General features: G+C 39.0%; 25 protein-coding genes. 19 read left to right on the forward strand and 6 right to left on the reverse strand.

Annotated elements, in window-relative coordinates; translation table 11 throughout:
* Positions 1 to 92: 92 nt before the first annotated feature.
* From BLO34_RS04080 to BLO34_RS04090, 3 genes are all read left to right on the forward strand, one after another.
* Positions 93 to 575, forward strand: a complete 483-nt coding sequence (locus BLO34_RS04080) for a lipocalin family protein (protein ID WP_090752839.1) — start codon at positions 93 to 95, stop codon at positions 573 to 575.
* A gap of 33 nt (positions 576 to 608) precedes the next feature.
* A complete protein-coding gene (locus BLO34_RS04085; RefSeq protein ID WP_090752841.1) occupies positions 609 to 1,295 on the forward strand; it encodes an OmpA family protein in 687 nt (228 codons plus the stop codon).
* A gap of 121 nt (positions 1,296 to 1,416) precedes the next feature.
* Entirely contained in the window at positions 1,417 to 1,809 is a 393-nt protein-coding gene (locus tag BLO34_RS04090) for a DoxX family protein (RefSeq protein WP_090752844.1), read from the forward strand.
* Here BLO34_RS04090 and BLO34_RS04095 read toward each other — a convergent pair.
* Positions 1,806 to 2,153 carry a DoxX family protein gene (locus BLO34_RS04095; protein ID WP_090752847.1) on the reverse strand — a complete coding sequence of 116 codons (348 nt, stop codon included), beginning with the start codon at positions 2,151 to 2,153 and terminating at the stop codon, positions 1,806 to 1,808. The two genes, BLO34_RS04090 and BLO34_RS04095, sit on opposite strands and share 4 nt — an antisense overlap.
* 165 nt (positions 2,154 to 2,318) lie before the next feature.
* Here BLO34_RS04095 and BLO34_RS04100 point away from each other — a divergent pair, with 165 nt between their 5' ends.
* Positions 2,319 to 3,371, forward strand: a complete 1,053-nt coding sequence (locus tag BLO34_RS04100) for an NAD(P)-dependent alcohol dehydrogenase (RefSeq protein WP_090752848.1) — start codon at positions 2,319 to 2,321, stop codon at positions 3,369 to 3,371.
* Positions 3,372 to 3,450: 79 nt separating this feature from the next.
* Positions 3,451 to 4,464, forward strand: coding sequence for a hypothetical protein (locus BLO34_RS04105; RefSeq protein ID WP_231959557.1), 1,014 nt, complete (start codon positions 3,451 to 3,453; stop codon positions 4,462 to 4,464).
* A gap of 11 nt (positions 4,465 to 4,475) precedes the next feature.
* Here BLO34_RS04105 and BLO34_RS04110 read toward each other — a convergent pair whose 3' ends face one another.
* Positions 4,476 to 5,690: a sensor histidine kinase gene (locus tag BLO34_RS04110; protein WP_090752855.1), complete on the reverse strand. Its 1,215-nt coding sequence runs from the start codon at positions 5,688 to 5,690 to the stop codon at positions 4,476 to 4,478.
* Positions 5,691 to 5,981: 291 nt separating this feature from the next.
* Between BLO34_RS04110 and BLO34_RS04115 the strand changes: the two genes are divergently transcribed.
* On the forward strand, positions 5,982 to 6,407 hold the full coding sequence (locus BLO34_RS04115) for a PepSY-like domain-containing protein (protein WP_090752858.1): 426 nt from the start codon (positions 5,982 to 5,984) through the stop codon (positions 6,405 to 6,407).
* Positions 6,408 to 6,455: 48 nt separating this feature from the next.
* On the opposite strand, the gene BLO34_RS04120 is transcribed toward BLO34_RS04115, so the two are convergent.
* On the reverse strand, positions 6,456 to 7,607 hold the full coding sequence (locus tag BLO34_RS04120; RefSeq protein WP_090752861.1) for a PAS domain-containing sensor histidine kinase: 1,152 nt from the start codon (positions 7,605 to 7,607) through the stop codon (positions 6,456 to 6,458).
* A gap of 462 nt (positions 7,608 to 8,069) precedes the next feature.
* On the opposite strand from BLO34_RS04120, the gene BLO34_RS04125 reads away from it, so the two are divergent.
* The 10 genes from BLO34_RS04125 (at position 8,070) to BLO34_RS04170 (ending at position 17,683) form a co-directional block, all read left to right on the forward strand.
* A complete protein-coding gene (locus tag BLO34_RS04125; protein WP_090752863.1) occupies positions 8,070 to 8,705 on the forward strand; it encodes a GNAT family N-acetyltransferase in 636 nt (211 codons plus the stop codon).
* On the forward strand, positions 8,702 to 9,889 hold the full coding sequence (locus BLO34_RS04130) for an argininosuccinate synthase (protein ID WP_090752866.1): 1,188 nt from the start codon (positions 8,702 to 8,704) through the stop codon (positions 9,887 to 9,889). Before BLO34_RS04125 ends, BLO34_RS04130 begins: the two co-directional genes overlap by 4 nt.
* Positions 9,886 to 10,863 (forward strand): N-acetyl-gamma-glutamyl-phosphate reductase, encoded by a 978-nt coding sequence (gene argC, locus BLO34_RS04135; protein ID WP_090752869.1) that lies wholly within the window; start codon positions 9,886 to 9,888, stop codon positions 10,861 to 10,863. The genes BLO34_RS04130 and argC overlap by 4 nt, the downstream gene beginning before the upstream one ends.
* Positions 10,863 to 12,002, forward strand: coding sequence for an aspartate aminotransferase family protein (locus BLO34_RS04140; RefSeq protein ID WP_090752870.1), 1,140 nt, complete (start codon positions 10,863 to 10,865; stop codon positions 12,000 to 12,002). The genes argC and BLO34_RS04140 overlap by 1 nt, the downstream gene beginning before the upstream one ends.
* The gene (locus BLO34_RS04145; protein WP_090752873.1) at positions 11,999 to 12,937 is read left to right on the forward strand and encodes an acetylornithine carbamoyltransferase; all 939 of its coding nucleotides are present in this window, start codon (positions 11,999 to 12,001) and stop codon (positions 12,935 to 12,937) included. The genes BLO34_RS04140 and BLO34_RS04145 overlap by 4 nt, the downstream gene beginning before the upstream one ends.
* A 35-nt stretch (positions 12,938 to 12,972) precedes the next feature.
* Positions 12,973 to 13,509 (forward strand): GNAT family N-acetyltransferase, encoded by a 537-nt coding sequence (locus BLO34_RS04150; protein WP_090752876.1) that lies wholly within the window; start codon positions 12,973 to 12,975, stop codon positions 13,507 to 13,509.
* Between the two features lie 37 nt (positions 13,510 to 13,546).
* Positions 13,547 to 14,323: an acetylglutamate kinase gene (gene argB / locus BLO34_RS04155; RefSeq protein WP_172823952.1), complete on the forward strand. Its 777-nt coding sequence runs from the start codon at positions 13,547 to 13,549 to the stop codon at positions 14,321 to 14,323.
* Positions 14,320 to 15,378, forward strand: coding sequence for a M20 family metallo-hydrolase (locus BLO34_RS04160; RefSeq protein ID WP_090752881.1), 1,059 nt, complete (start codon positions 14,320 to 14,322; stop codon positions 15,376 to 15,378). Before argB ends, BLO34_RS04160 begins: the two co-directional genes overlap by 4 nt.
* Positions 15,379 to 15,385: 7 nt before the next feature.
* A complete protein-coding gene (gene argH, locus BLO34_RS04165; protein WP_090752883.1) occupies positions 15,386 to 16,657 on the forward strand; it encodes an argininosuccinate lyase in 1,272 nt (423 codons plus the stop codon).
* A 102-nt stretch (positions 16,658 to 16,759) separates the two neighbouring features.
* The gene (locus BLO34_RS04170) at positions 16,760 to 17,683 is read left to right on the forward strand and encodes an EamA family transporter (protein ID WP_090752884.1); all 924 of its coding nucleotides are present in this window, start codon (positions 16,760 to 16,762) and stop codon (positions 17,681 to 17,683) included.
* Between the two features lie 49 nt (positions 17,684 to 17,732).
* Here the strand turns inward: BLO34_RS04170 and BLO34_RS04175 are convergent, their stop codons facing one another.
* The gene (locus BLO34_RS04175; RefSeq protein ID WP_090752886.1) at positions 17,733 to 18,278 is read right to left on the reverse strand and encodes a Dps family protein; all 546 of its coding nucleotides are present in this window, start codon (positions 18,276 to 18,278) and stop codon (positions 17,733 to 17,735) included.
* A gap of 272 nt (positions 18,279 to 18,550) precedes the next feature.
* On the opposite strand from BLO34_RS04175, the gene BLO34_RS04180 reads away from it, so the two are divergent.
* A complete protein-coding gene (locus BLO34_RS04180; protein ID WP_090752887.1) occupies positions 18,551 to 19,060 on the forward strand; it encodes a PepSY domain-containing protein in 510 nt (169 codons plus the stop codon).
* A gap of 94 nt (positions 19,061 to 19,154) precedes the next feature.
* On the opposite strand, the gene BLO34_RS04185 is transcribed toward BLO34_RS04180, so the two are convergent.
* Positions 19,155 to 20,702 (reverse strand): M20/M25/M40 family metallo-hydrolase, encoded by a 1,548-nt coding sequence (locus BLO34_RS04185; RefSeq protein ID WP_090752890.1) that lies wholly within the window; start codon positions 20,700 to 20,702, stop codon positions 19,155 to 19,157.
* 73 nt (positions 20,703 to 20,775) lie between these two features.
* Complete coding sequence (locus BLO34_RS04190; protein ID WP_090752892.1) at positions 20,776 to 21,660, reverse strand: dienelactone hydrolase family protein; 885 nt, start codon at positions 21,658 to 21,660, stop codon at positions 20,776 to 20,778.
* Positions 21,661 to 21,898: 238 nt separating this feature from the next.
* Here BLO34_RS04190 and BLO34_RS04195 point away from each other — a divergent pair, with 238 nt between their 5' ends.
* A complete protein-coding gene (locus tag BLO34_RS04195; protein WP_041496837.1) occupies positions 21,899 to 22,090 on the forward strand; it encodes a cold-shock protein in 192 nt (63 codons plus the stop codon).
* Between the two features lie 181 nt (positions 22,091 to 22,271).
* Positions 22,272 to 24,302: a M13 family metallopeptidase gene (locus BLO34_RS04200; RefSeq protein WP_090752894.1), complete on the forward strand. Its 2,031-nt coding sequence runs from the start codon at positions 22,272 to 22,274 to the stop codon at positions 24,300 to 24,302.
* The last annotated feature ends 26 nt before the right edge of the window (positions 24,303 to 24,328 follow it).

Raw genomic sequence — 24,328 nt, forward strand, 5'->3', positions numbered from 1 at the left:
TTAATATGCTTTTAACTATTCCTAGTTAAACATCGTTAATCTTTGGAATCTGTGGCTACAACTCTTATAATTTCGGGTCAAATTTTAAACCAATGAAAAAATATATTCTTTTTAGTGCGATTACTGCACTTTTACTAGTAGGCTGTGGTGGTACTCAAAACGCCATCAAACAAACTGAAAGAACTGTTAGAGGTAACTGGGTCGTTGATTCGGTAACTTATACAGGTAATGGCCAGTTTAAGTCAACCTTATTACAAGACGTAAGTGCTCAGTGCTTTGAAGGAAGTCAGTGGTATTTTGTAGCTAACAATAATCGTGGTAGCTATTCCATCGAATCTCCGTCATGTAATACAGGAACGAGAAACTTTGTATGGGTAATACCTGGATCTAAAGATATCATCGAAGGCGATCTTTTGTTGAAACCAACTGGTGATAATTACAAAAGTGAAACCGATGCTGGTTTTAGATTGAACGTAAACAACCTTACTGAAACTAGTATGGTATGGAGTCAAAGTGTTCTTGTAGGCGGTAACACCGTTAAAGTAAATATGAACTTCAGAAAATTAGCTGAATAACAACAATCAACCCTAATAAATTAAATTAAAACTATGAAAACTAGAATTTTAAGTATAGTGACCGCATTATTACTAATCGTAAGCTGTCAATCATTACAAAATACCAATAAACAACAACGTGGTACCGCAATAGGTGCTGCTGCAGGTGGAATCCTTGGAGCTATTATCGGAAATAACGTAGGTGATGGAGATAACCAAACTGAAGGTGTTGTTGCTGGTGCTGCCTTAGGTGGTGTTATTGGTAACGTGATAGGACGTAGAATGGACAAGCAGGCACAAGAAATTTCTCAAGAAATTCCTGGTGCGCAAGTAGAACGAGTAGGTGAAGGAATTGTAGTAACTTTTGATGAAGGTAGTGGAGTAAAATTTGCAACTAATCAGGCTAGTCTCAACGCATCCTCAAAAGCAACTTTGGATAAATTGGTAAATGTAATGAATGATTATCCAGGAACAGAAATACTTGTTTCAGGTTATACTGATAGCCAAGGAGAAGCTGCTTACAACATGGATCTTTCTAAAAGAAGAGCATTTGCAGTTCGTGATTACCTAATTACTGATGGGATAGCTACAGATCGCATGGTAGTAACTTACCATGGTGAAGAGCAGCCTATTGCTACAAACGACACAGCAGAAGGTCGTGCACAAAACCGTCGCGTTGAAGTTGGTATTGTTGCCGGTGAAGAAATGCGTCGTGATGCAGAACAAGAAGTGAAAGGTTAAGAAACAGCTTTCATTTTGAAGAACCGCTTTGCCTTGAGCAAGGCGGTTTTTTTATGAGATAATTTAGAGGTTACTCACAGTAGCTACAATAATTTAGTGCTAATAAATAATAACCAACCCCATGGACTACACAGTATTAAAAGTTTTAGAAATAATAATTAAACTAGCGATAGGGCTTAGCATTTTAAATGTGTGGCTACTCAATAGAAAAAAAGCAACTCCTTGGAGAGCTCAAAACGCTACGACCATGAGAGAAGAGTTTGCGGTATATGGACTTTCAAAAAGCATGATGGTCATTGTGGGAACTTTGAAATGCTTTTTCGCCGTTTTATTACTCATTTCGATATTCTATCCTTCAAACCTATTTCCTAGCATAGAATGGATTGGAGCGGCAGGAATTGCTTTAATGATGGCCGTTGCTATATCAATGCATTTTAAGGTAGGTGATCCTCCTAAAAAATCATTGCCAGCTGCCATATTTATGATTCTTTCAATAATCGTAATCTTTATTTAAATCAAGATCCACAGCTTATAAGCAATGATCCCATTAAGGATCATAAAAATAAATGCGGGCGAGGATTCATAGACAGAATCCTTGATCCGCATTCTTGTAATAAAGCCTAAAAGCATAAGAATTGAAAGACCTGCTGCAGATATCGCGGCAATCAATAGACTGTAGGTGAATAGTAATAAACCTATGGAACCCGCGATTTGCAGAACTCCAGTGATCTGGCGTTGAATTGTAGAAAGACCAAATCTGGTAAACTCGAGCTTCATCCTCGGTGTAAGAAGACAGGTTACACCAAAAAACAGAAATGCAATACCACTAAAATAGATCAACAAACTCAGTACGGACATAGGTGGTTTTTATGGTTCTCGCTTTCGCGAAAGCGAAATTCAAGTTAAACTTAAACCAATCTGGACTAGCCATTCCATTTACTTCAATCTTTAACTACAACTTAACCGAGTAGTCCTGGAACACCTATTATTTTTAAAAGAATTGATAATTAGACAAAATAAAAAATGAGTACAGAAATAAAAGCTTACGGCGCACAAGATTCAAAGGCAGATTTAAAACAGATGACCATTGAGCGTCGCGATTTGAATGCAAATGATGTCAAAATTGACATTTTATACTGTGGTGTTTGTCACAGTGATATACATACAGTTCGTAATGATTGGGGAAATGCAAAATATCCTTCCGTTCCAGGACATGAGATTGTAGGAAAAGTAGTTGAAGTAGGAGCAGATGTCTCCAATTTTAGCGAAGGTGATCTTGTTGGAGTTGGATGTATGGTAGATTCCTGTTTGAGTTGTAGTGCCTGTGAAGAGGATCTTGAACAATTCTGTGAAGAAGGTATGGTAGGTACGTATAATGGAAAAGATAAGCACTTAGGCGGTCATACTTATGGTGGATATTCTACTAGTATTACTGTTAGGGAACACTTTGTACTTAAAGTACCAACAAACCTCGATACTAAGGCCGTTGCGCCATTGCTTTGTGCAGGTATAACCACCTTCTCTCCATTAAGTCACTGGAACATTAAGAAAGGTGATAAGGTTGGAGTAGTTGGTCTAGGTGGATTAGGACACATGGGAATCAAATTTGCTGCTGCTATGGGAGCAGAAACGATCATGATTACTACATCACCAGATAAGGCAGAAGATGCCAAAAGATTAGGCGCAGACGGCGTTTTGGTTTCAAAGGATGAGGACGCTATGAAAGAACACCGTGGATCTTTTGATTTTATACTAAATACAGTTCCTGTAAAGCATGACGTCAATCCATACCTACAATTATTGAAAAGAGATTCTACCATGGTGATGGTAGGTGCCATTGAACCACTTGAACCTATGAATGGTGGAAATATCATTATGGGTCGCAAGAGTATTGCAGGTTCTTTAATTGGTGGTATTAAAGAGACTCAGGAAATGTTGGACTTTTGTGGTGAAAACGACATCGTTTGTGACGTTGAAATGATCAACATGGATGAAATCAATACGGCTTATGATCGCGTTACTGACGGTGATGTGAAATATCGTTTTGTAATTGATATGCAGTCATTGAAGAACTAAGAAGAACAGAATTAAATTTTAATAAAATCGGATATGGCGCCTTTATGGTTCCCTATCCGATTTTCATCTTTGAATATTTATGAAATATACTATCATAGTGTTAATGATATTAGGCTTTTATGCTGCAGCTCAAGATCAGAGTACGAGTGGCTTTAAAGAATATTATCCTATATCTGTACGTCCTGAATTGTCTGCAGGTTTGGGAAATAATCCTTATGAACAGATATTACTTGAAGCAAAGCCAACGGTTTATTATGGTATTTATAACGATTTAAGATCTGCATTGAATAAGGACACCATCACTAGTGGTGATGCGATTTACTTAACTTTTCAACCAGAATTTAGAATTTATAATGAAGAGTCTAAACCGGTAAAAACACCTAGTTATAAGTTACTGATAGGATGGCAAAAGATCATTAAAACCGATAGTGATAACTTTTTAACCGCGGCCATCGAGTCGGGACATTACAGTAACGGACAATCACGCAGTGCCTTCAGTACTGAATTTGAAGATGACTCTGAAGAAAGCAGAGCATTGTACGATGAATTTACAGATGACACTAATCTAGCCGCTTTACTTAATAGACAAACTGGTAATTTTTCTACCAATTTGACACGATTTAGCATCAATTACAGGCTAAACAAATTTGATTCTCAAAATGTCCCAGAGAAAATACATTCCATGACTGCAACCTATCAATTGTATCACAATAAGTTTTTGGGAGTGGCAGATTTTGGTGGGTATAATCCAGAAGACATTGAAATCTATGGAAGGCACCGCATAGAATTGGGCTATGAATACACAGGTTACTATAAAGACATCAGGTATGTAATCAGCGAACAGGCTTTATTACATTTAGGCTCACATCCATCTAGTGTTCCCTATAGATCTGAAACGAGATTTATGATCTACCCATTTAGCAATGACTTTGGGTTTATGACTCAGTTATCTATTGGTAGAGATGATTACAACTATAGGTTCTTGGAGGATTTTACAAGATTTTCTGTGGGAATCACTTGGGATTGGTTTACTCCATTTGTCATCAAACCCACCAGACAGCAATTACCTGATGTTCCTGATTCACAGTTGTAATCAACCGAATCTTACTGTTTAAGAAATTTTGGAAGGAAAATGGTAATGTTGGTTCCTTTACCAACTTCAGATTGTATGTCAAAAGTACCATCTAGATGGCCCAACAATTTTTTCACAGTTGCTAGACCTATCCCGGTTCCTTTATTTCCATGTCGATCTTCTTCATCTGCCGTGTAGAAAAGATTGAATACGTGATCTATTTTTTCTTGAGGAATACCGCGACCATTGTCTGATACAGAAATGCTGTAGTATTCATCTTGATCAAACAGGTCTATTGACACCCTAGTGGTTTTCTTATCACCGTACTTGATGCTATTATTAACAAAGTTCAATAAGATTTGATGTAGAGCGGCTTTGCTTGATTTAATAATCGTTGGCTCCTTAGGAGAATAGGATATCTTGACCGCTGCATCTTTACCAGTCATAGCTATGATATCCTCGACAAGTTCTGTGAAGTTTACATCATCAAGTTCATCAGAGACTAGTTCGTCACTTTGATAGAATAGCAACATACCGTCTATATACCTGCTCAAATTGAATCCAGCATTTTCTAGTAATTCCAAATACTCCATGGAATCCTTTGTAAACTTATCCTTATTGTCAGCTGCAAGCAGCTGTGATATCATGGATATGTGCGCTAACGGTGTTTTGAGATCGTGAGTAACAATACCAGCAAAATCCTTCAATTCCTGATTACGAACCTCTAACTCTTCCTGAATTTTTTTAAGTTCAAAATTTTGTAAACGCTCATCAAAAAGTAACATAACATGCTTTGCCATGCTTTTTAATGAGTCTATTTGCGTCTCATTTAATTCTCTGGGTTTGCCATCAAACACACAAAGAGTTCCAAGCTTGAAACCTTCTTTATCTATCAAGGGAACACCTGCATAGAAAATAGTGTTTTGCTCTTCTATGGCTGGATTGCCTACAAAGCGATCATCTTTTCTAGCATCATTAACCATCATTATATCATCATCACTGATGATGGTATGAGAACAAAAGGATAAATCTCGTGGTGATTCTGTTAAGTCAATACCATGTCTCGATTTAAAGAAATTGGTTTCATTGCCTATAAGAGAGATAAGAGCAATAGGTGTATCACAGATAGCAGCAATAATTCTTGTAATATTGTTGTAGCTATCTTCTGGTAAACTATTGAGAATTTGATATTTCTCAAGTGCCTGCTGTCTTAGTATTTCATTAGAAGGTCTTGGGGCAATCTTCATAATTGTACAAATGTATCTTTGACTAGGTTTAAGGGTGAAGTCGGCTTAAAAATAAGCAGCGCAACTTACGAATATTCGAATACAAAACAATATTTGTTCCAATACCTAATGAACATATGTGTATTATGATCGTTTAATCGATTATGTAGGAAGCGCCTAACAAACGATCTTTTCTAATTTAACGTTTGACACCATTATACATAACTATTGACTAAACCTAAGCCAATTGGATTTTCATAAACATCATTAACCTCATGTCCTGCCTATTTTTGTCAAAATTGGGAGAACAAAATGAACTACAAACTTATATTTATTCTAGCAGCAACTATTATAATTTCTAGTTGCGAAATGACCGAAAAGGAAAAAGTCCCACAATCAGTTGTGGCAACTTTTTTAAACAAATATCCTGATGAAGATGATGCCAATTGGGTAAAAGACGATTCTGGATTGTGGGAAGCACAATTTGATAGGAACGGTGAGGATTACCGTGCTGGTTTTAAGGAAAATGGCTTATGGGTTGAAACCGAATTAACTTTAGCTCAAAATGATATTCCAAAATCGGTTAACGATGCAGTAACCAGAGATTTTAAAAATCAAAAGATAAAAGAAGTAGAACTAGTCAATCATTTTAGCAAAGGAGTTTTCTACAAAGTAGAATTCATGAATGATAATTCAACGGAGCAGGTCAATTATAAAGAAGACGGCACGAGGCTTTAATACAACGCTTCAAAACAAAAAAAAACCACGCCATTAGCGTGGTTTTTTTTATGTAATACAGTCTATGGGAAGTACAATAAATAATGTGGTTCCTTCCTCTTTAGAAGAAATGAACGAAATATTACCACCGTGGAAACCTGCAATCATTTTAGCGATGTAAGTTCCTAATCCGGTACCACGATCCTTCCCAGATGTGGTGTATTTTTCAAAAAATGTTTCCTGGATATCTTCTGGGATCATTCCCATATTAGAAAACGAGATTCTCAGCTCATCATCGCAGGCAAGGTCGATCGTTATTTCTTCATTATCTGGTGAAGCTTCGATGGCATTTCCCAGTATATTTTGAAACATGTGCTCCAGATAGAATTCGTCACCCTTGAACATTAACTCGTCAGTACTTGGCTCGAGGTCTTTCCCATCGCGCACTAAATGAATCATTAGGTTCTTTTCTTCAATCGTATCAATATAATCTTTGGTAACATTGGCAAGTGACGCTACAAGATCAAATTCTGTAATCTCTGGTTCATACTCACCACGTTCCATTCTGGCAAAATCTCTGGCAGACGATAATAAGAGCAAAGTGTCTTTTCCTATACGCTTGATGGTGTCAATCCATTTACGTTGCTTTTCATCAACCTTACTGTTGGATAAAATATCTGCTACAGATACTATAGAGCTCAAACGGTTGCGCAAATCATGTTCAGCAAGTCTATTCGCTATGTCTTGCGTTTCTAGTTTTCTTTCTAGAATTGCAATGGTGGTCTCAAGGCGTTTTACAGTGTCCTCAAGTTCTTCGGCTTTGACAACCAGCGTCATTTTGCGGCTGTCATTCTCTTCCGTTTTTAAATAAGCAGCATTAGCAATTATATCAAACTGCTCGTTGCTTTTGTTTTGAACGGTCCAGCGGCCTTGCAACTCATATTGTCTTTGCATGAACTCCTCATGGTAGTCCAAGAGTTTTTCTTTTTGTTCCTCTGGTACGACATAAGTAAAGGAATTACCTATCAACTCATCCTTAGTGTATCCATAGATATCACAATAAGTGGCATTAACATCTGTAAAAATACCTTTAGAGTCAGTAATGCATATACCAATAGGCATGTGCTGAAAAAGATTGAACGAAAGCGCCTTTTGATCCTCAAAGATACCTTTGATGGATTTCAGTTGCCTCTCTGCATTACTATCGCTTAACATACTCATATATACCTGGTGGTCAGAAATTGGGAGTTACAAATATAGGAACCGCCCTACAAATATCATTATACTTTTTTTTGCATTTCTTATTCAGTGTTGTTAAAGTATTATTAATACGCTTTCGCGAAAGCGAACTAAAAACCACCCAATTACAACCTACTTAATTCATAATTTGACACCATTTGTTGCAGAATCTTACAGAAGTATGTAAATTTAAACTATGATTCAAAATAGAACTATAGGATTTCTACCCAGTTTGCGCCGCCGCTAATGCGATGCGCAACTATCTCTAATTAAACAAACTATTTTGAATATCTACTTTTCTTTTTTTCTATTTACACGAGCTATATCCTTTAGGACAATGCTTTGTTATCCTCGTCGCCCGTAAGGGCTATCTAGACTTTGGAATCAGGTGAGTCCGTTTCCGCATCATCTCAAATAACATTTTACTCATTTAAACCGCTCGCAATGTATATAGGAATTGCAGACACTTCACATTACAAATTTGCAGATATAATCTGTGAGACCATCAATAAGTCAGCTGTGGAACGTGATACTGGAATCGCAAAACGAACTCCAGAATATATCAAAACCAAAATGGATAACGGTAACGCCATCATCGCGTTAGATGACGATAAATTTGTCGGTTTTTGTTACATAGAACGTTGGGATCATGGTAAATATGTGGCTAACTCTGGATTGATTGTGCACCACGATTATAGAAGTTTAGGCTACGCCAAAAAGATTAAAGAGAAAGTCTTTGAACTTTCTCGCACTAAATTTCCAGAAGCCAAGATTTTTGGTATTACTACAGGTCTTGCCGTGATGAAAATCAACTATGAGTTGGGCTATCAACCCGTAACTTTTTCAGAACTGACAACTGATGAGGCTTTCTGGAACGGTTGTCAGACCTGTAAAAACTTTGACGTTTTGACCAGAACTAACCGCAAGATGTGCCTTTGTACTGGGATGCTTTATGATCCTAATAAAAAGATAAAAGAACCAGAAAAAAAGGTGGTTTCCAAAACACTCCACGACCGACTTCAAAATATTAAAAAATCCATTCTCTTTAAAAAAGACGAAACTAAAGATCCAAGCAAATGAAAAAATTAGTTCTCGCCTACAGCGGCGGTCTCGATACATCTTATTGTGCTGTTCACCTTTCTAAAGATTTAGGCTACGAGGTTCACGCTGTTAGTGTAAATACAGGCGGTTTCACGTCAGAAGAAATTAGCCATATTGAAAGCAACGCCTACAAAATGGGCGTTTCCACTTATAAGAACATAGATGCCATAAAGACGTTCTACGACAAGATCGTGAGGTATCTCATCTTCGGGAACGTGTTGAAGAATAATACCTATCCATTATCAGTAAGTTCTGAGCGTATTATTCAAGCTATTGAAATTATCAATTATGCTAATAAAATAGGAGCGACCGCTATCGCGCATGGTAGTACTGGCGCAGGAAATGATCAGGTACGATTTGATATGATATTTCAAACATTTGCTCCAGATATTGAGATTATCACACCAATTAGAGATAAAAAACTCTCACGTCAGGAAGAAATAGAATATCTCAAATCCAATGGTGTGGATATGAATTGGGAAAAGTCCCAATATTCAGTAAACAAGGGATTATGGGGAACCAGTGTTGGTGGTGCAGAAACCTTAACTTCTAGTAAAGCATTACCAGAATCTGCTTATCCATCTCAACTAGAATCTAAAGAACCTAAACAAATCTCTTTAGGATTCACTAATGGTGAATTGACATCGATAAATGGAGATTCTGACGAGTCGTACGTGCTTATTGATAAACTAAATGACATAGCCTCGGCTTATGCTATAGGACGTGATATTCACGTAGGTGATACGATCGTAGGAATTAAGGGGCGTGTTGGTTTTGAAGCAGCCGCTTCATTGATATTAGTGAAAGCTCATCACTTGCTTGAGAAACATACCTTAAGCAAATGGCAGTTACAGCACAAAGAATATTTATCTAGTTTTTACGGTATGCATTTACATGAAGGTTTGTACCTAGATCCAGTAATGCGTAACATCGAGTCTTTCCTTCAAAGCAGTCAGAAAAGCGTCACTGGGAAAGTGTTTGTCACATTAAAACCATATCAATTCCTACTTGATGGTATTGAATCCGAATTTGATCTTATGAATGCTGGATTCGGGACATATGGTGAAGAAAATAAAGCCTGGACTGCAGACGATGCTAAAGGCTTCATCAAGATCTACAGCAACGCGCAGAAGATTTACCAACAAGTAAATAAAGACTCATGATCAAAGCAGGAATAATAGGAGGTAGCGGCTTCACAGCAGGCGAACTCATCAGAATCCTGCTGAATCATCCAGCAGTCGAGATAGATTTTGTATTTACCACATCAAAGGCAGGCCAGCCAGTAAGCGATATACATCAAGATCTATATGGAGTAACAGATATAAAGTTTACAGATCAGGTAAATCTTGAAGTTGATGTGGTTTTCCTTTGTTTAGGACACGGCAACAGCAGCAAGTTTTTAGAGGTAAATGACTTCAGCGATAATACCAAGATCATTGATTTAAGCAATGACTTTAGACTCACGGCAGATTCGCTTTTCCAAGGCAAACAATTTGTCTATGGTTTACCAGAATTGAATCTTGATGAGATTGAAAAAGCAGATTACATCGCAAATCCAGGTTGCTTTGCAACTGCGATCCAGCAAGCCATCTTGCCACTTGCGGCGAACGAATCCATAACATCTGATATTCACGTCAATGCCGTTACAGGTGCGACAGGTGCCGGTACAAGCCTGTCTGACACCACAAACTTTGTGTGGCGCGATAATAACTTCAGCCATTACAAGGCTTTCAATCATCAACACTTAGGAGAGATCAATCAATCGACTAGGCAATTACAGAAAGATTTTGATCAGGAAATTCACTTTATTCCCAATCGCGGGAATTTCTCTCGTGGGATTTTTGCAACGGTTTACACACAGTTCGATGGCAGTCTAGAAGATGCACAGTCGATGTATAAGAAGTTTTACATACATGCAGCTTTCACGCATGTCACAGAACGACCTATTCATATGAAACAGGTTGTGAATACCAACAATTGCTTGATCCAGCTAGAAAAACATGGTACTCAACTATTGGTGACCAGTGCCATTGACAATCTTTTAAAAGGAGCTTCTGGACAAGCGGTGCATAATATGAATCTGATTTACGGCCTTGAAGAAACCTTAGGTCTTAACCTTAAAGCCAGCTATTTCTAATGGGACTTTTCAATGTATATCCGTTGTTTGACATCACTCCGGTAAGGGCGCAAGATGTTTTTATTTATGACGAGAATGATGTGGAATACCTCGATTTATATGGAGGTCACGCTGTAATTTCTGTAGGACATTCCCATCCAGAATATGTGGCTCGCATCGCAGATCAGTTAAGTAAGATTGCATTTTATAGCAATTCCATACAGAATCCACTGCAGACACAAATGGCGGAAAAGCTAAAAAGACTTTCTGGCTGCAAGGATTACAATTTGTTCCTGTGTAATTCAGGTGCAGAGGCCAATGAGAACGCGTTAAAGGTAGCTTCTTTTGCCACTGGGAAACGTAAAGTGATTGCGTTCAAAAATAGTTTTCACGGTCGTACATCTGCAGCTGTTGCCGCAACTGACAATCCTAAAATAGTGGCGCCCATCAACGCCCAGCAGGAAGTGATATTCTGTGAGTTGGGTGATACTCATGCGGTTGAAAAAGCCTTGGAAACCGGCGACGTCTGTGCGATTATCGTAGAAACCATTCAAGGAGTTGGTGGACTGGATGAAGCTGAAACTAGTTTTTTCTCAGATATATATTCGCTTTCGCGAAAGCATAATTGTCTCATCATTGCAGACGAGGTTCAATCTGGGTTTGGTAGGACAGGCGATTTCTTTGCCTTTCAAAAACATGACTGGACACCAGATTTGATCCCAATTGCTAAAGGAATGGGTAATGGTTTTCCAGTTGGAGGCGTCTTGATTCATTCAGATATTCAGGCGAGTTTTGGAATGTTGGGAACCACATTTGGCGGGAACCACCTGGCTTGTGCCGCGGTTAATGCGGTTTTGGATATCATTGAGAAGGAAAAGTTAATGCAGGCGGCAAGCGACATGTCCGCTTACTTTTTAAATCAAATCAAGGATATTCCAGAAATCACAAGAATTAAAGGTCGTGGTCTCATGTTAGGTCTTGAGTTCGATTTCCCAATAGCCGATTTGCGCAAGGATCTTATATTGAATCATAAGATTTTTACCGGTAATAGCAAGAATCCAAATCTCATCAGGATCCTGCCATCGTTGACGGTTCAAAAATCACACTTGGATACATTTGTTAGCGCTCTCAAAACTGCGCTGAAAACAGCAACAAAATGAAACATTACAGCAACCTAGATAGCTTAACCGATTTTCAGGGAACCGTTGATCTTGCATTGCAGCTTAAGGCAGATCCCTATGCTTTTGAAGACTTGGGAAAGCGTAAAACTATCGCTTTAGTCTTTTTCAATAGCAGTCTGCGTACACGCTTGAGCACAGAGAAAGCTGCGCGCAACTTAGGGATGGATGTGATGGTATTGAATGTATCAGATTCTTGGAATTTGGAATTTGGTGATGGAACCGTAATGAATATGGATACGGCAGAGCATATCAAAGAAGCTACAAAAGTGATTGCTCAATACGCTGATATTATTGCCGTACGAGCCTTTGCAGGATTAAAAGACAAGGATTTAGATTATACTGAAAAGGTGTTAAACGCCTTTATTAAACATGCCGGTGTTCCCATAGTGAATATGGAAAGTGCATTATTTCATCCATTACAAGGATTGACAGATGCCGTCACCATCAAAGAATTGGTCAAGAAGAAAAGGCCTAAAGTGGTTTTGTCATGGGCGCCTCATCCACGTGCTTTGCCTCATGCTGTTCCCAATAGTTTTGTGGAAGCTATGAAGCTGACTGATGTAGATTTAGTAATCACAAATCCCGAAGGGTATGATCTAGACCCAAACATCACAAAAGGAGTCACCATCAATCATAATCAAAAGGAAGCCCTAAAAGATGCCGATGTCGTTTACGTAAAGAATTGGAGCAGTTTCGAAGATTATGGCGAAGTAAAAAACACAGATGCCAACTGGATGATGACCAAAGAGAAACTAGGCAAAGCGATATTCATGCATTGCTTACCTGTGCGACGTAATGTCGTGGTAGTAGATGCAGTTTTAGATAGCGATCAATCGGTTGTAATCACACAGGCAGGGAATAGGACGTATGCTGCGCAGGCGGTTTTAAAGTTGTTATTAGATTCCCATGAATAATGATTTCAAAACTCGTTTTTAGAAAAACAGATTGAATGAAAATTTTTGAAACAGATCGGCTGGAAGTAAGGAGAATAACAGAGTTTGATAAAGATAATTTTGCAGAGTTAATTACGAATCCAGTGATTCTTGAAAAAATTCCTGTAAAACCAGCTTCAAAAGAAATAGTTGCTGATCGTTATGCAAAAGCTATGAAGATTGAGTTGAGTGATATAGGGATGAAGAAATGCTTTTTTGGGATTATTGAAAAAGGAAAAGATGAAGTCATCGGTCTGGCGTTATTTCTTATAAATGACATAAAAAGACAAGAATTAGGTTATCGCTTTAGACCAGAATACTGGGGCAATGGATATGGAACCGAAATCGCTAAAGGAATGCTTAATTATTATTTCGACGTTCTCGAGGCAACAAAAGTTACGGCTGGTGCAAACGCTACGAATGAAGCTTCAGTTAAGATTTTAAGTAAATTCATGAAGCCGATTGAAGAGGTCTATAATGAAGAGCAAAATTATACAGATATAAGGTTTGAAATTTCCAAAAACGATTGGATGAATAGAAAAGGAATAATCTAAACAAATAGTAGACTCAGTCGATTTTAAATAATTGAAAATGAAAACTTTAAAAGTTATTAAAATAGGAGGTAAGCTCATCGATGATTCCGTTGCGATGGAATCGTTTATGCAAGATTTTAAAGCCATTAAAGAAGCTAAAATATTGATTCATGGTGGCGGTAATCTTGCTAGTTCCATGGCTCGAGATCTGAATATTCCCGTGAAACAAATCGATGGTAGGCGTATTACAGATGATGCCACGCTGGACATTATTACGATGGCTTATGCTGGAAAAATTAATAAGAATTTGGTGGCACAATTACAGGCCTTGGGCTGCAACGCATTGGGTTTGACTGGCGCTGATGGGAATAGTATTAAATCTAAAATCCGTGATAAAAACCCGATTGATTTTGGTCACGTGGGCGATCCTGAAAATGTGAATACAGATTTCATCCAATTGTTGCTCGATAATGGAATAACTCCTGTTTTTTGCGCGATCACGCACGATGGTATTGGTCAATTACTCAATACCAATGCAGATACCGTTGCGGCTGATGTATGTTCCGCTTTCGCGAAAGCGTACTCAACCCAGCTATACTACTGCTTTGAGAAGCAAGGTGTTTTAAGAGATGTCAATGATTCCGATAGCCTAGTAAAAAGTATAGACAAGAACGAATACGAGAAATTAAAGTCAGAAAAAGTCATCGCTGACGGTATGTTACCAAAAATGCAGAATAGCATCAGAGCACTAGATAATGGCGTTTCCAGTGTCCATATAGGTCTTGCAAGCATGATATCAAATAGCGACGATCACCATACAACCCTTACATTATGAGCGAATTAACCTCTCAAGCCATTGACTTATTAAAACAGTTGATAGAAACGCAATCATTCTCTAGCGAGGAAGACCAAACGGCGCAGCTCATCAAAACCTGGCTGGAAAATCATGATGTAGAAACAAAACAGACCGATTACAATGTCTGGGCGATCAATAAGTATTTTAATGAAAGTAAACCCACTATCCTACTTAATTCTCACCATGATACGGTAAAACCCAACAAAGCCTACACTAGAGATCCATTCAAAGCAACTGTTGAAGGCGATAAATTGTATGGTCTGGGCAGTAATGACGCAGGTGGTTGTCTCGTTAGCTTGCTCGCCACTTTTGTTCATTTTTATGACCATAAAGATTTAAAATACAATCTAGTAATTGTTGCAAGTGCAGAAGAGGAGAGTAGTGGTGACAAAGGTCTCGTAAGCATGAAAACCGTGATACCTCATATTGATGTGGCCATTGTAGGAGAACCTACTCAAATGAATCTAGCTGTATCAGAAAAAGGATTAGTGGTTTTTGACGCTATCGTTAAGGGAACTGCGAGCCACGCCGCACATCCCAATGAGAATAATGCTATTTACAATTGTATCAAGGTATTGGATTGGTTCAAAAATTATAAGTTTGAAAAAACCAGTAAGTCGTTAGGAGATGTAAAAATGACGGTGACCCAGATTAAAGCTGGTGTGCAGCACAACGCCGTTCCTGCTCAAGTTGAACTGGTAGTTGATGTTAGAGTTAATGATGCGTACAGCAACGAAGAAATAGCAGACTTACTACAAAAAGAGTCACCATGTGACAGCATCACACCTCGCGGACTCAAATTGAATTCTTCCAGCATTCCCATGGATCACGATATAGTGAAAGCTGGAATTGCGATAGGAAGAGGCACTTACGGATCACCTACACTTTCAGATCAATCTGTATTAACTTGCCCATCAGTGAAGTTGGGTCCAGGATTGAGCCAACGGTCTCACACGGCAGATGAGTTTATTTACGTTTCTGAAATAGAGGAAGGAATAGAGATTTATAGAGAAATATTAGAGAGAATTTTATAGAAAGCATATGAAACTTTGGGATAAAGGAATTGAAATTGATGACCGCATTGAGCAATTTACCGTTGGTAATGATCGGGAAATTGACTTGCATATAGCAGGATACGATGTTCAAGCATCGCTCGCGCATGCTCAAATGTTAGAGAAAATAGGCATCATCAATTCTACTGAGCTAAAACAACTAACGCAAGGATTAGCCATTCTCAACCAACAAATAGAGAATGGAGAATTTGTTATAGAAGATGAGTTTGAAGACGTGCATTCTAAAATAGAGAGCGAACTCACTAAACGCTACGGTGAGGTTGGTAAAAAGATCCACACGGCAAGATCAAGGAACGACCAAGTAATTACGGCATTACAGCTATTTTACAAGGAACAGTTATCTGCAATTCAATCACAATCGCACGAACTTTTCTCAACACTCCTTGATCTAGCAGAAACACATAAAGATTCATTATTACCAGGTTACACGCACTTGCAAGTCGCTATGCCATCATCATTTGGTTTGTGGTTTTCCGCTTATGCAGAGTTGCTTGTGGACGATAACTATTTGCTACAGGCAGCTTTCAAGACCGTGGATCAGAACCCGCTAGGAAGTGCTGCTGGTTATGGAAGTTCTTTCCCTATCGATCGTTCTTTCACCACTGAAAAAATGGGGTTTTCAACGCTCAAATACAATGTTGTTGCAGCACAAATGGCGCGTGGTAAAAGTGAGCGCACCATTAGTTATGCACTAGGTAGTCTGGCCAATACACTTTCCAGATTTGCGATGGATATCTGTTTGTATATGAGTCAGAATTTTGGCTTTGTCAGCTTTCCAGATGAACTCACAACCGGCAGTAGCATTATGCCTCACAAAAAGAATCCAGATGTCTTTGAACTAATCAGAGGAAAATGCAACCGGATTCAAGCGCTACAAACCGAGATGGTTTTGCTTACCAACAATCTACCTAGTGGTTATCATCGTGATTATCAACTTATGAAGGAATCCATGATCAGAGCGATTGTGGACATGCAGGATTGTCTAGAGATCTTGAATTATGCGATCAAACAGGTTATTGTGAAGGATGTTGATCTTAACGACCCTAAATACCAATATCTCTTCACCGTGGACAGCATCAATAACCTAGTTGTTGAAGGAGCTAGTTTTAGAGATGCTTACAAAACAATTGGCGGTCAAGTGCAAAACGGAACCTACGAGCCAGATTACTCTAAAAAGCATTCCCATGAAGGTAGTATCCACAACTTGAATCTGGAAGAAATCAGGAATAAGTGGAATTAGTCCAATAGTTAATTTTACATAGGAATTAACCAATTGCCTGTAGTTGGAACGCGCAGTATTGTCCTAGTTTTGCAAGCTGAATTCCAGCAGCAAAATTAGCTTATGAGCCTTTCCAAAAAAACATGGTTACTGATCCTTGCATTTTTTTGCATCTACGTGTTTTGGGGCAGCACCTTTTTGTGGAATAAAATGGCGGTGCTGGAATTAGAACCTTTCTTTTTAGCATCTATTCGGTTCACATTTGCGAGTATCATCATCTTCATCATTGCAAAATCATTAGGATACAGCCTTGCTATTACTAGAAAGCAGCTGCTCAATTGTGTTTTGGCTGGATTTCTTTTCCTAGCCTATGGAAACGGTGTATTTGTTTGGGCGCTCAAATGGGTGGATTCAGGATTTGCTTCACTGCTTGCAGCTTTACAACCATTGATCATATTACTAATGATGAGAATAATTCAGCGTAAAAAGCTGCAATGGAAATCCATGGTTGGCGTGGCTCTAGGATTTGTTGGGATGTATTTGTTAGTCAGTCAGAACGATATTATCGCTAAGGAAGGTATGGTCATAGGAATAGTCATGATTTTTAGCTGTTTGATTGCGTGGTGTAGCGGTAGTTTATTTGTGGCCGCTGCAGATTTACCTTCCAACTTTTTTGTCACGACCGCTTATCAGATGCTTACCGCAGGATTCATATTGATTTTAGGTAGTCTGGCTTTTGGAGAGACTTGGAAATCGCCCTTGAATTGGGAAACACAAACCCAGATTTCGCTGATCTGTTTGATACTCTTCGGTAGTATCGCGGCATTCACCTCTTTCAATTATTTGTTGAAGAACGTCTCGCCAGAAAAAGTTTCCACTTCAAGTTTTGTAAATCCAGTGATCGCCATTTTGCTGGGCTGGCATTTTCTTAATGAAGAACTGAGTATACAAACGGGAATCGCTGCCCTGCTTTTACTGACAGGAGTTTACTTTATCAATAGCAGAAAACGAACAAAGGACGACGTTGTACCACCTAAGCGCGCATAAAAAAAGCCTTCTGATTAGAAGGCATTTTTAAATATTGTGGATCAATTTCTTAATTGTAAGAGAACGATCTAAGTTTCCAGAGATAAATATCAACACTTGCCTTCACATCAATCAATAAATCTTGCGTGACTACATCAGATTCTCCAGTGATCTCGATCTGGTCAGATAGGAATTTAGAAAGTTGCTGTGTTTTATTGGTGATATCCTTTACGACATTATAGTCCTTTTGAAAACCTGTAGATGTAGTACCAAGCGTATTGTTTTGAGCAACCTGTCCAGGTCTACCATCTGCAGCACTTCCTAGAACTATTTGACGCTCTGCAACACGATCAATATCAGCACCTAAGGAGCCATAAAAATCACCTAACAAACCGTGTAGACTTTCAAATTGAGGTCCTTGAACATTCCAATGTGCTTGCTGTACACCATGATAGTGAGCAATCATTTGATACAAGCTTGATTGTAAACTAGAAGTAGTTGTCGCATTGTCAGAAGTGTCTGGAATACTTTGATTGACATTAAGGTCAAAATTTGATTGGGAATTTGCAATCCCACTAATGGATATGGCAACCGCCATAAATAGTATCTTTTTCATCTTTCTATTTTATTTAAAAATACGTGGTCATAGATGCTGCTTTAGTTAAAGTGGATTGAAAATTCTTACAAAGTCGAGTTAACGATAATGAAAATTACTTGATGAAATGTTGATTTATATTCCGCTTTCGCGAAAGCGAAATAACCTTCCAACTTCAAATCATATTTAGGGTTAAGGTATTTCCAAAAACTTAAAGGTTATTAAGGCTTAATTATTTTTAATTCTTGCGGACTGTCTTAATTTTGAAGCCACAGAAATAATGCAAAAATACCATGGGAAGAAAAACATCCAATAAAGTAAGAATGTATCACCGCTATCTAGGTTTTTTCCTGGCTGGTATCATGGCAGTGTACGCTATTAGTGGTATCACACTAATTTATAGGGATACTGATGTTTTCAAGAAAAAAACGAACATTGAAAAATCATTGGAACCTAATCTCACGGCAGATCAGGTAGGACAACAATTGAAAATAAGAAAGTTCAAGGCGACATCAGAATCTCCCACAACGATCACCTTTAAAAATGGGACTTATGAAAAGAGTACTGGTGAAGCCAACTATACCAAAATAGAAACGCCATACATACTCAACAAATTGCAAAACTTTCATAAGGCAGAAACCGGCGATCCATTATATTTCTTAAATATTTTCTTTGGAGTGAGCTTGCTATTCTTTGTGGTATCAGCGTTTTGGATGTTTTTACCTTCCACACCTATTTTCAAAAAAGGAATGCTATTTGCCGCAGCCGGTCTTGTATTGGCATTGGTACTTTTGTTTGTTTAATGGTGCTAACTGTTATCTTTTATTTGACAGAATTTATATCATAAAAAAGCCATTCTATTTTTAGAATGGCTTTTTTGTTTAAACAAATACTAGACTACATTCCGCCTAGTCTTGTGGGTGATCTTGGCTCTGGCCATTCTCTAGGCTCACCAGTTCTGCTATCCATAGGTAGCACTGCTTTCTCTCTAGAGGTTTTATCAGGATCCTCGCTGGCTTTGTACGCTAGGATTGCCGTTAGAATCGCGTTATTTCGCACATCATCAAAAACAATTTTATCATAGGTATCACGGTTGGTATGCCATGTGTAATTCCAGTAATCCCAACTAATCGAACTCAAACTAAAGGCTGGCGCACCAGCAGCTTGAAAGGAAGCGTAATCAGATCCACCACGAGCTGGTGATCCAGGAAAACTTGTTTCAATATGCTTAGTGATATCATTTGGAACGGCATCGAGCCAGCTGCTCAAGTAATCGTAAGAATAAAGAAAACCGCCGCCAGAAAGATTGACCACGCGACCAGTTCCATTATCCTGATTAAATACTGCTTGAACACCTTCCACTATCTCTGGATGGTCTTCCACAAAAGCTCTGGAACCATTCAGACCTTGTTCCTCGCTACCCCAAAGACCTACGATGATCGTTCTTTTTGGATTTGGGTAATGTTTCTTGAGCAATCTCGCTGCTTCCATCATGGTGATGGTTCCCGTACCATTGTCTGTAGCACCGGTACCGCCATCCCAAGAATCAAAATGCGCTGATAGTACGATGTATTCTTCTGGCTTTTCTGTTCCTTTAATTTCAGCTAGTGTGTTGAATGTAGGTTGCTTGCCTAGCTCTTTGGATTCTGCAACGATGTTGACCTCTGGTTTATGACCAGATTCTGCAAGTCTCCATAGCATACCGTAATCTTCTAATTCAAGGTCAATTTCTGGAATCTTCTCTGTACTTGTACTGAAAATTTTATTAACCCCAAATCCTCTAGACCAATTGGAAGAAATAACTGCAATGGCACCTGCTTTTTCAAGCGTAGCATCCAGTTCGCGGGAACCTATTCCCATATTGCGCATATTGTTTCTAAAGGTGCTGTTCATGGTGTCACGCATCTCTTTCATCTTTTCAAATGACTCTGGCGTCGCAAATTCTTCCCAATTCTCATCAGGTCTGCCGGTAGGCTGTGGCATGGAAGTCAATACGATTTTACCTTTAATGGTTTTGAGCCAGTTTTGAAATTCACCTTCATTGGCTACCGTTGGCAAAGCAACCACCTCACCGCGTACGCCTTTTTTCCCTGTGCTTGGGCTCCAGGCTAGTTGCATTCCTTGCAATGTTTGCACTCGAGGCTCTACCATATCTATATGAGTGATGCCGCGTTCCCAGCCGCGCCAGTCGCCATACTTTTCGGTTTTGGCGTCGATTCCCCAGGATTTATATTTATTGACTGCCCAGTCGCCAGCTGCTTTCATTTGAGGTGAACCCACCAGTCGTGGACCTACGACATCCATCAATTCATGAGCGAGATTCTCCAGTTGTGAATTTTCGGTAGCATCTTTTACGATGGCTTCCACGACTGGATCGTTTTGCTGTGCCGTCACGATACATCCAGCCAGTAAGAGGCTTGATAAGAATAGTTTGGTTTTTTTCATTGGTTTTTAGTTTAGTGAATGAGTATTTTATGTAATCGCTTTCGCGAAAGCGAACTTATCAAAACCTTCAAATTTAAGAAAGGTGTTTCTTGAAAAAATCAATCGTTCTGCTCCAGGCTAGATCTGCGGCAGCTTTGTCATATCTAGGCGTTGAATAGTTATGGAACCCATGGTTTGCACCTTCATAAAAATAGGCGGTATGCTCAATATTATTGGAATCCAATACTTCTTTATACTCTGGCCATCCAGCATTGACGCGCTCGTCCAGTCCTGCATATTGTAGTAGGAGCGGAGCTTGAACCTCGGCAGCTTGTTCCTTATCAGGTTGTCTACCATAAAACGGTACGGCAGCACCAAGACCTGGTAGCTGTACCGCCATCATATTTGCTACCCAACCACCAAAACAGAATCCCACAACACCTACGTTACCATTACAATTCTCATGATTCTTGACGTAATTATACGCAGCGATAAAATCTTCAAGCATTTCAAGACGGTCTCGTTTGCCCTGCATCTCGCGACCTTCATCGTCATTTCCAGGATAACCACCTAGCGGTGTGAGTGCATCAGGAGCTAGCGTGATGAATCCATCAATCGCACCTTGGCGGCCTACATCTTCTACATAAGGATTTAATCCACGATTTTCATGAACGACAACGATACCTGGAACTTTTCCAGAAAGATTTGCAGGTTTTGACAATAGGCCGCGTATCTCGCCGCCACCTTTTGGAGAATCATATATAATGAATTCGCTTTGGAACCTATCATCATCGACGGCAACCGTTGGGTCGTCATAATTGGGCTGGACAAAACTTAGCAGCGATGGCAACGTTAGAGCACCAACCGCAAAAACCGATAAGCGTTCTAAAAAAATACGCCTATCTATCTTGTTATGAGCGTAGTCGTCATACAGGTCAAAAACCTCTTGTGAAATATCTTCTCTTTTTATAATTGCCATTAGTTGCGTTTTAGAGGTTTATACTTTCTAAAAATACTCGATTGTTAGTCAGCATCCTATAATCCTGACTAATCAGGTCATAAAAAGGAATATTTGTCAAAAACAAAACATGCGGCAAGTCCTACTAACACTAAGTTGTTGATTTTCAAAAGCCTTTTATACAAATTAAAGTGTGAATTATAGCTGTTACTAGCTAGAATAAGTCCATCTTTGCAGCTTAATTATTATAACATTTACAATGAGTACAGGAACAGTAAAATTTTTCAATGAAACTAAAGGTTTCGGATTCATCACTGAAGAAGGTGTTGACAAGGACCACTTCGTACATATCTCAGGATTGATCGATGAAATTCGCGAAGGCGATGAAGTATCTTTTGATCTTAAAGAAGGAAACAAAGGATTGAACGCAGTAAACGTAAAAGTTCTCTAGTTAGAATTTAAACAAACTGCTCTTCCGGTTTTCTTTTAGAAATAAGGAATTGAATTTAAAAACCCATCGCGCAAGTGATGGGTTTTTTGTTGTTCGTACTTTTTAGAACTCAATGATCATATTGTATAACGATGATCAGGCGCTTGAATAATTTCTATCTTTACTACAAACCTAACCAGAGATGAACAAAATAATCTACCTGATTTCAATTCTTGCGCTTTCAGCTTCTTGTAAGAGCGACACATCTACAGACCCAACTCCATTTCCAGAAAAAGATAGAACCGTCGTCTTTGACGGCATCAATGATTCCATTGCGCCTGGTGATAATTTCTATGACCACGTAAATAAGACGTGGTATGAAAATACACCCATTGCAGACGATCATGTTGGAGTAGGAGCTTATCGATTCCTAAACATCCCACAACAGGAGTTGCTACTAGGTATTCTTCAGGATGTAGCAAAAGAAGATTTTGAAAAAGGTACCGTTGAGCAACAAGTAGGTGTATTTTATGCGTCTGGAATGGATACGACTCGCATTAACCAGCGTGGATCAAAACCTATTGAGCCTCTCTTGAAGCAAATCGATGGTATTAAGGATAATGGTGAACTCTTGGATTATGTGATCCAACAATTGAAAGTTTCAGACAATTCCATCATTGGTCCATACATCTCTCCAGATCAAAAAAATAGTGAATTAAACATCCTGCATTTTGCGCAAACAGGCTTGGGTTTGCCAGATCGTGACTATTATTTTGCAGAAGATCCGTCCGTAGCTCAAATCCAGGAAGCGTATCAAACATATTTGACAACGTTGTTTGAATTGGTGGGTGAAGATGACGCTTTCGCGAAAGCGGAAAAAGTCTACAGCATCGAAAAACAACTAGCCCAATCGCATAAAACGAGAGTGGAACGACGTGTGGTATCTAAAAATTACCACATGACAGCGGTAACAGACTTGCAAAAACAGCAACCCAACATAGGTTGGAATTCCATGCTGGAAAAGCTAGGAACCAAAGTAGATTCCGTAGATATCGCTCAAACGGAGTATTACACCAAACTCAATTCACTTCTCGCAAAAATCCCTATAGAGGATTGGAAGTTGTACGTCAAAGCCAATACAATCAGTGCGCACGCAGACTTGCTGAGTAAGCCATTTCAAGATGCAGAGTTCGCCTATTCCAAAGTTCTATCTGGACAATCGCAACAGCAACCTAGAGAAAAGCTAATGACTAGACGTGTGGACAATCAGTTAGGCTTTGCGCTAGGTCAATTATACGTAAAGCGCCATTTTAACGAAGACGCAAAAGCGAGAGCTTTAGATCTGGTCAATAATTTCCAGAAAACGCTGGAGAAAAGAATAAATGCACTGGACTGGATGAGTGATAGTACCAAAGTCAAAGCGGTGGACAAACTATATGCGATCAATAAAAAGATAGGATATCCAGATGCGTGGAGAACTTATGATGTAACCATGGATCGTGAGAAGTTTTTTGAAAATGTAGTTGCCTTACGTCTTGATGAATATGAGTACGAACTTGCTAAACTGAACAAAGCACCTAATCGTGATGAATGGTACACGACTCCATCTACCGTTACGGCGTACTACAATCCATCAGCTAACGAGATTGTGTTTCCAGCTGGAATATTACAGGCGCCCTACTTTGATCTTTATGCAGACGATGCGGTAAATTATGGAGGTATAGGCATGGTGATAGGTCATGAATTCACGCATGCTTTTGATGATCAAGGCGCACAATACGATAAAGATGGAAATGTATCCAACTGGTGGACAGAAGATGATTATACCAAGTTCAAAGCCAAAACCCAACAAATCATTGATCAATACGGAGAATTTACAGTGCTTGATAGTTTACATCTCAATGGTGCACTTACCGTGGGCGAGAATACTGCAGATAATGGTGGTATCGCGATAGCTTATGATGCTTTTCAATTAACAGATCAAGGAAAAGGAGATGAACAAATAGGCGGTTATACTCCAGAGCAGCGCTTCTTTTTGAGTATTGCCAGAATCTGGCGAGTCAAAATGCGTGACGAATTTCTGCGCAATTATGTTACCACAGATCCGCATTCACCACCGCAATGGCGTGTAAATGGACCTTTAATGAACTTTACACCGTTCTATGAGGCTTTTGACGTAAAAGAAGGTGAAGCCAATTATAAGACAGAAGAAGAACGAATTAAGATTTGGTAACCTGATCAAGGTTCTGAAAACTATAA

Origin of the sequence: Nonlabens sp. Hel1_33_55 (assembly GCF_900101765.1) — a bacterium.
Classification (GTDB): Bacteria; Bacteroidota; Bacteroidia; order Flavobacteriales; family Flavobacteriaceae; genus Nonlabens.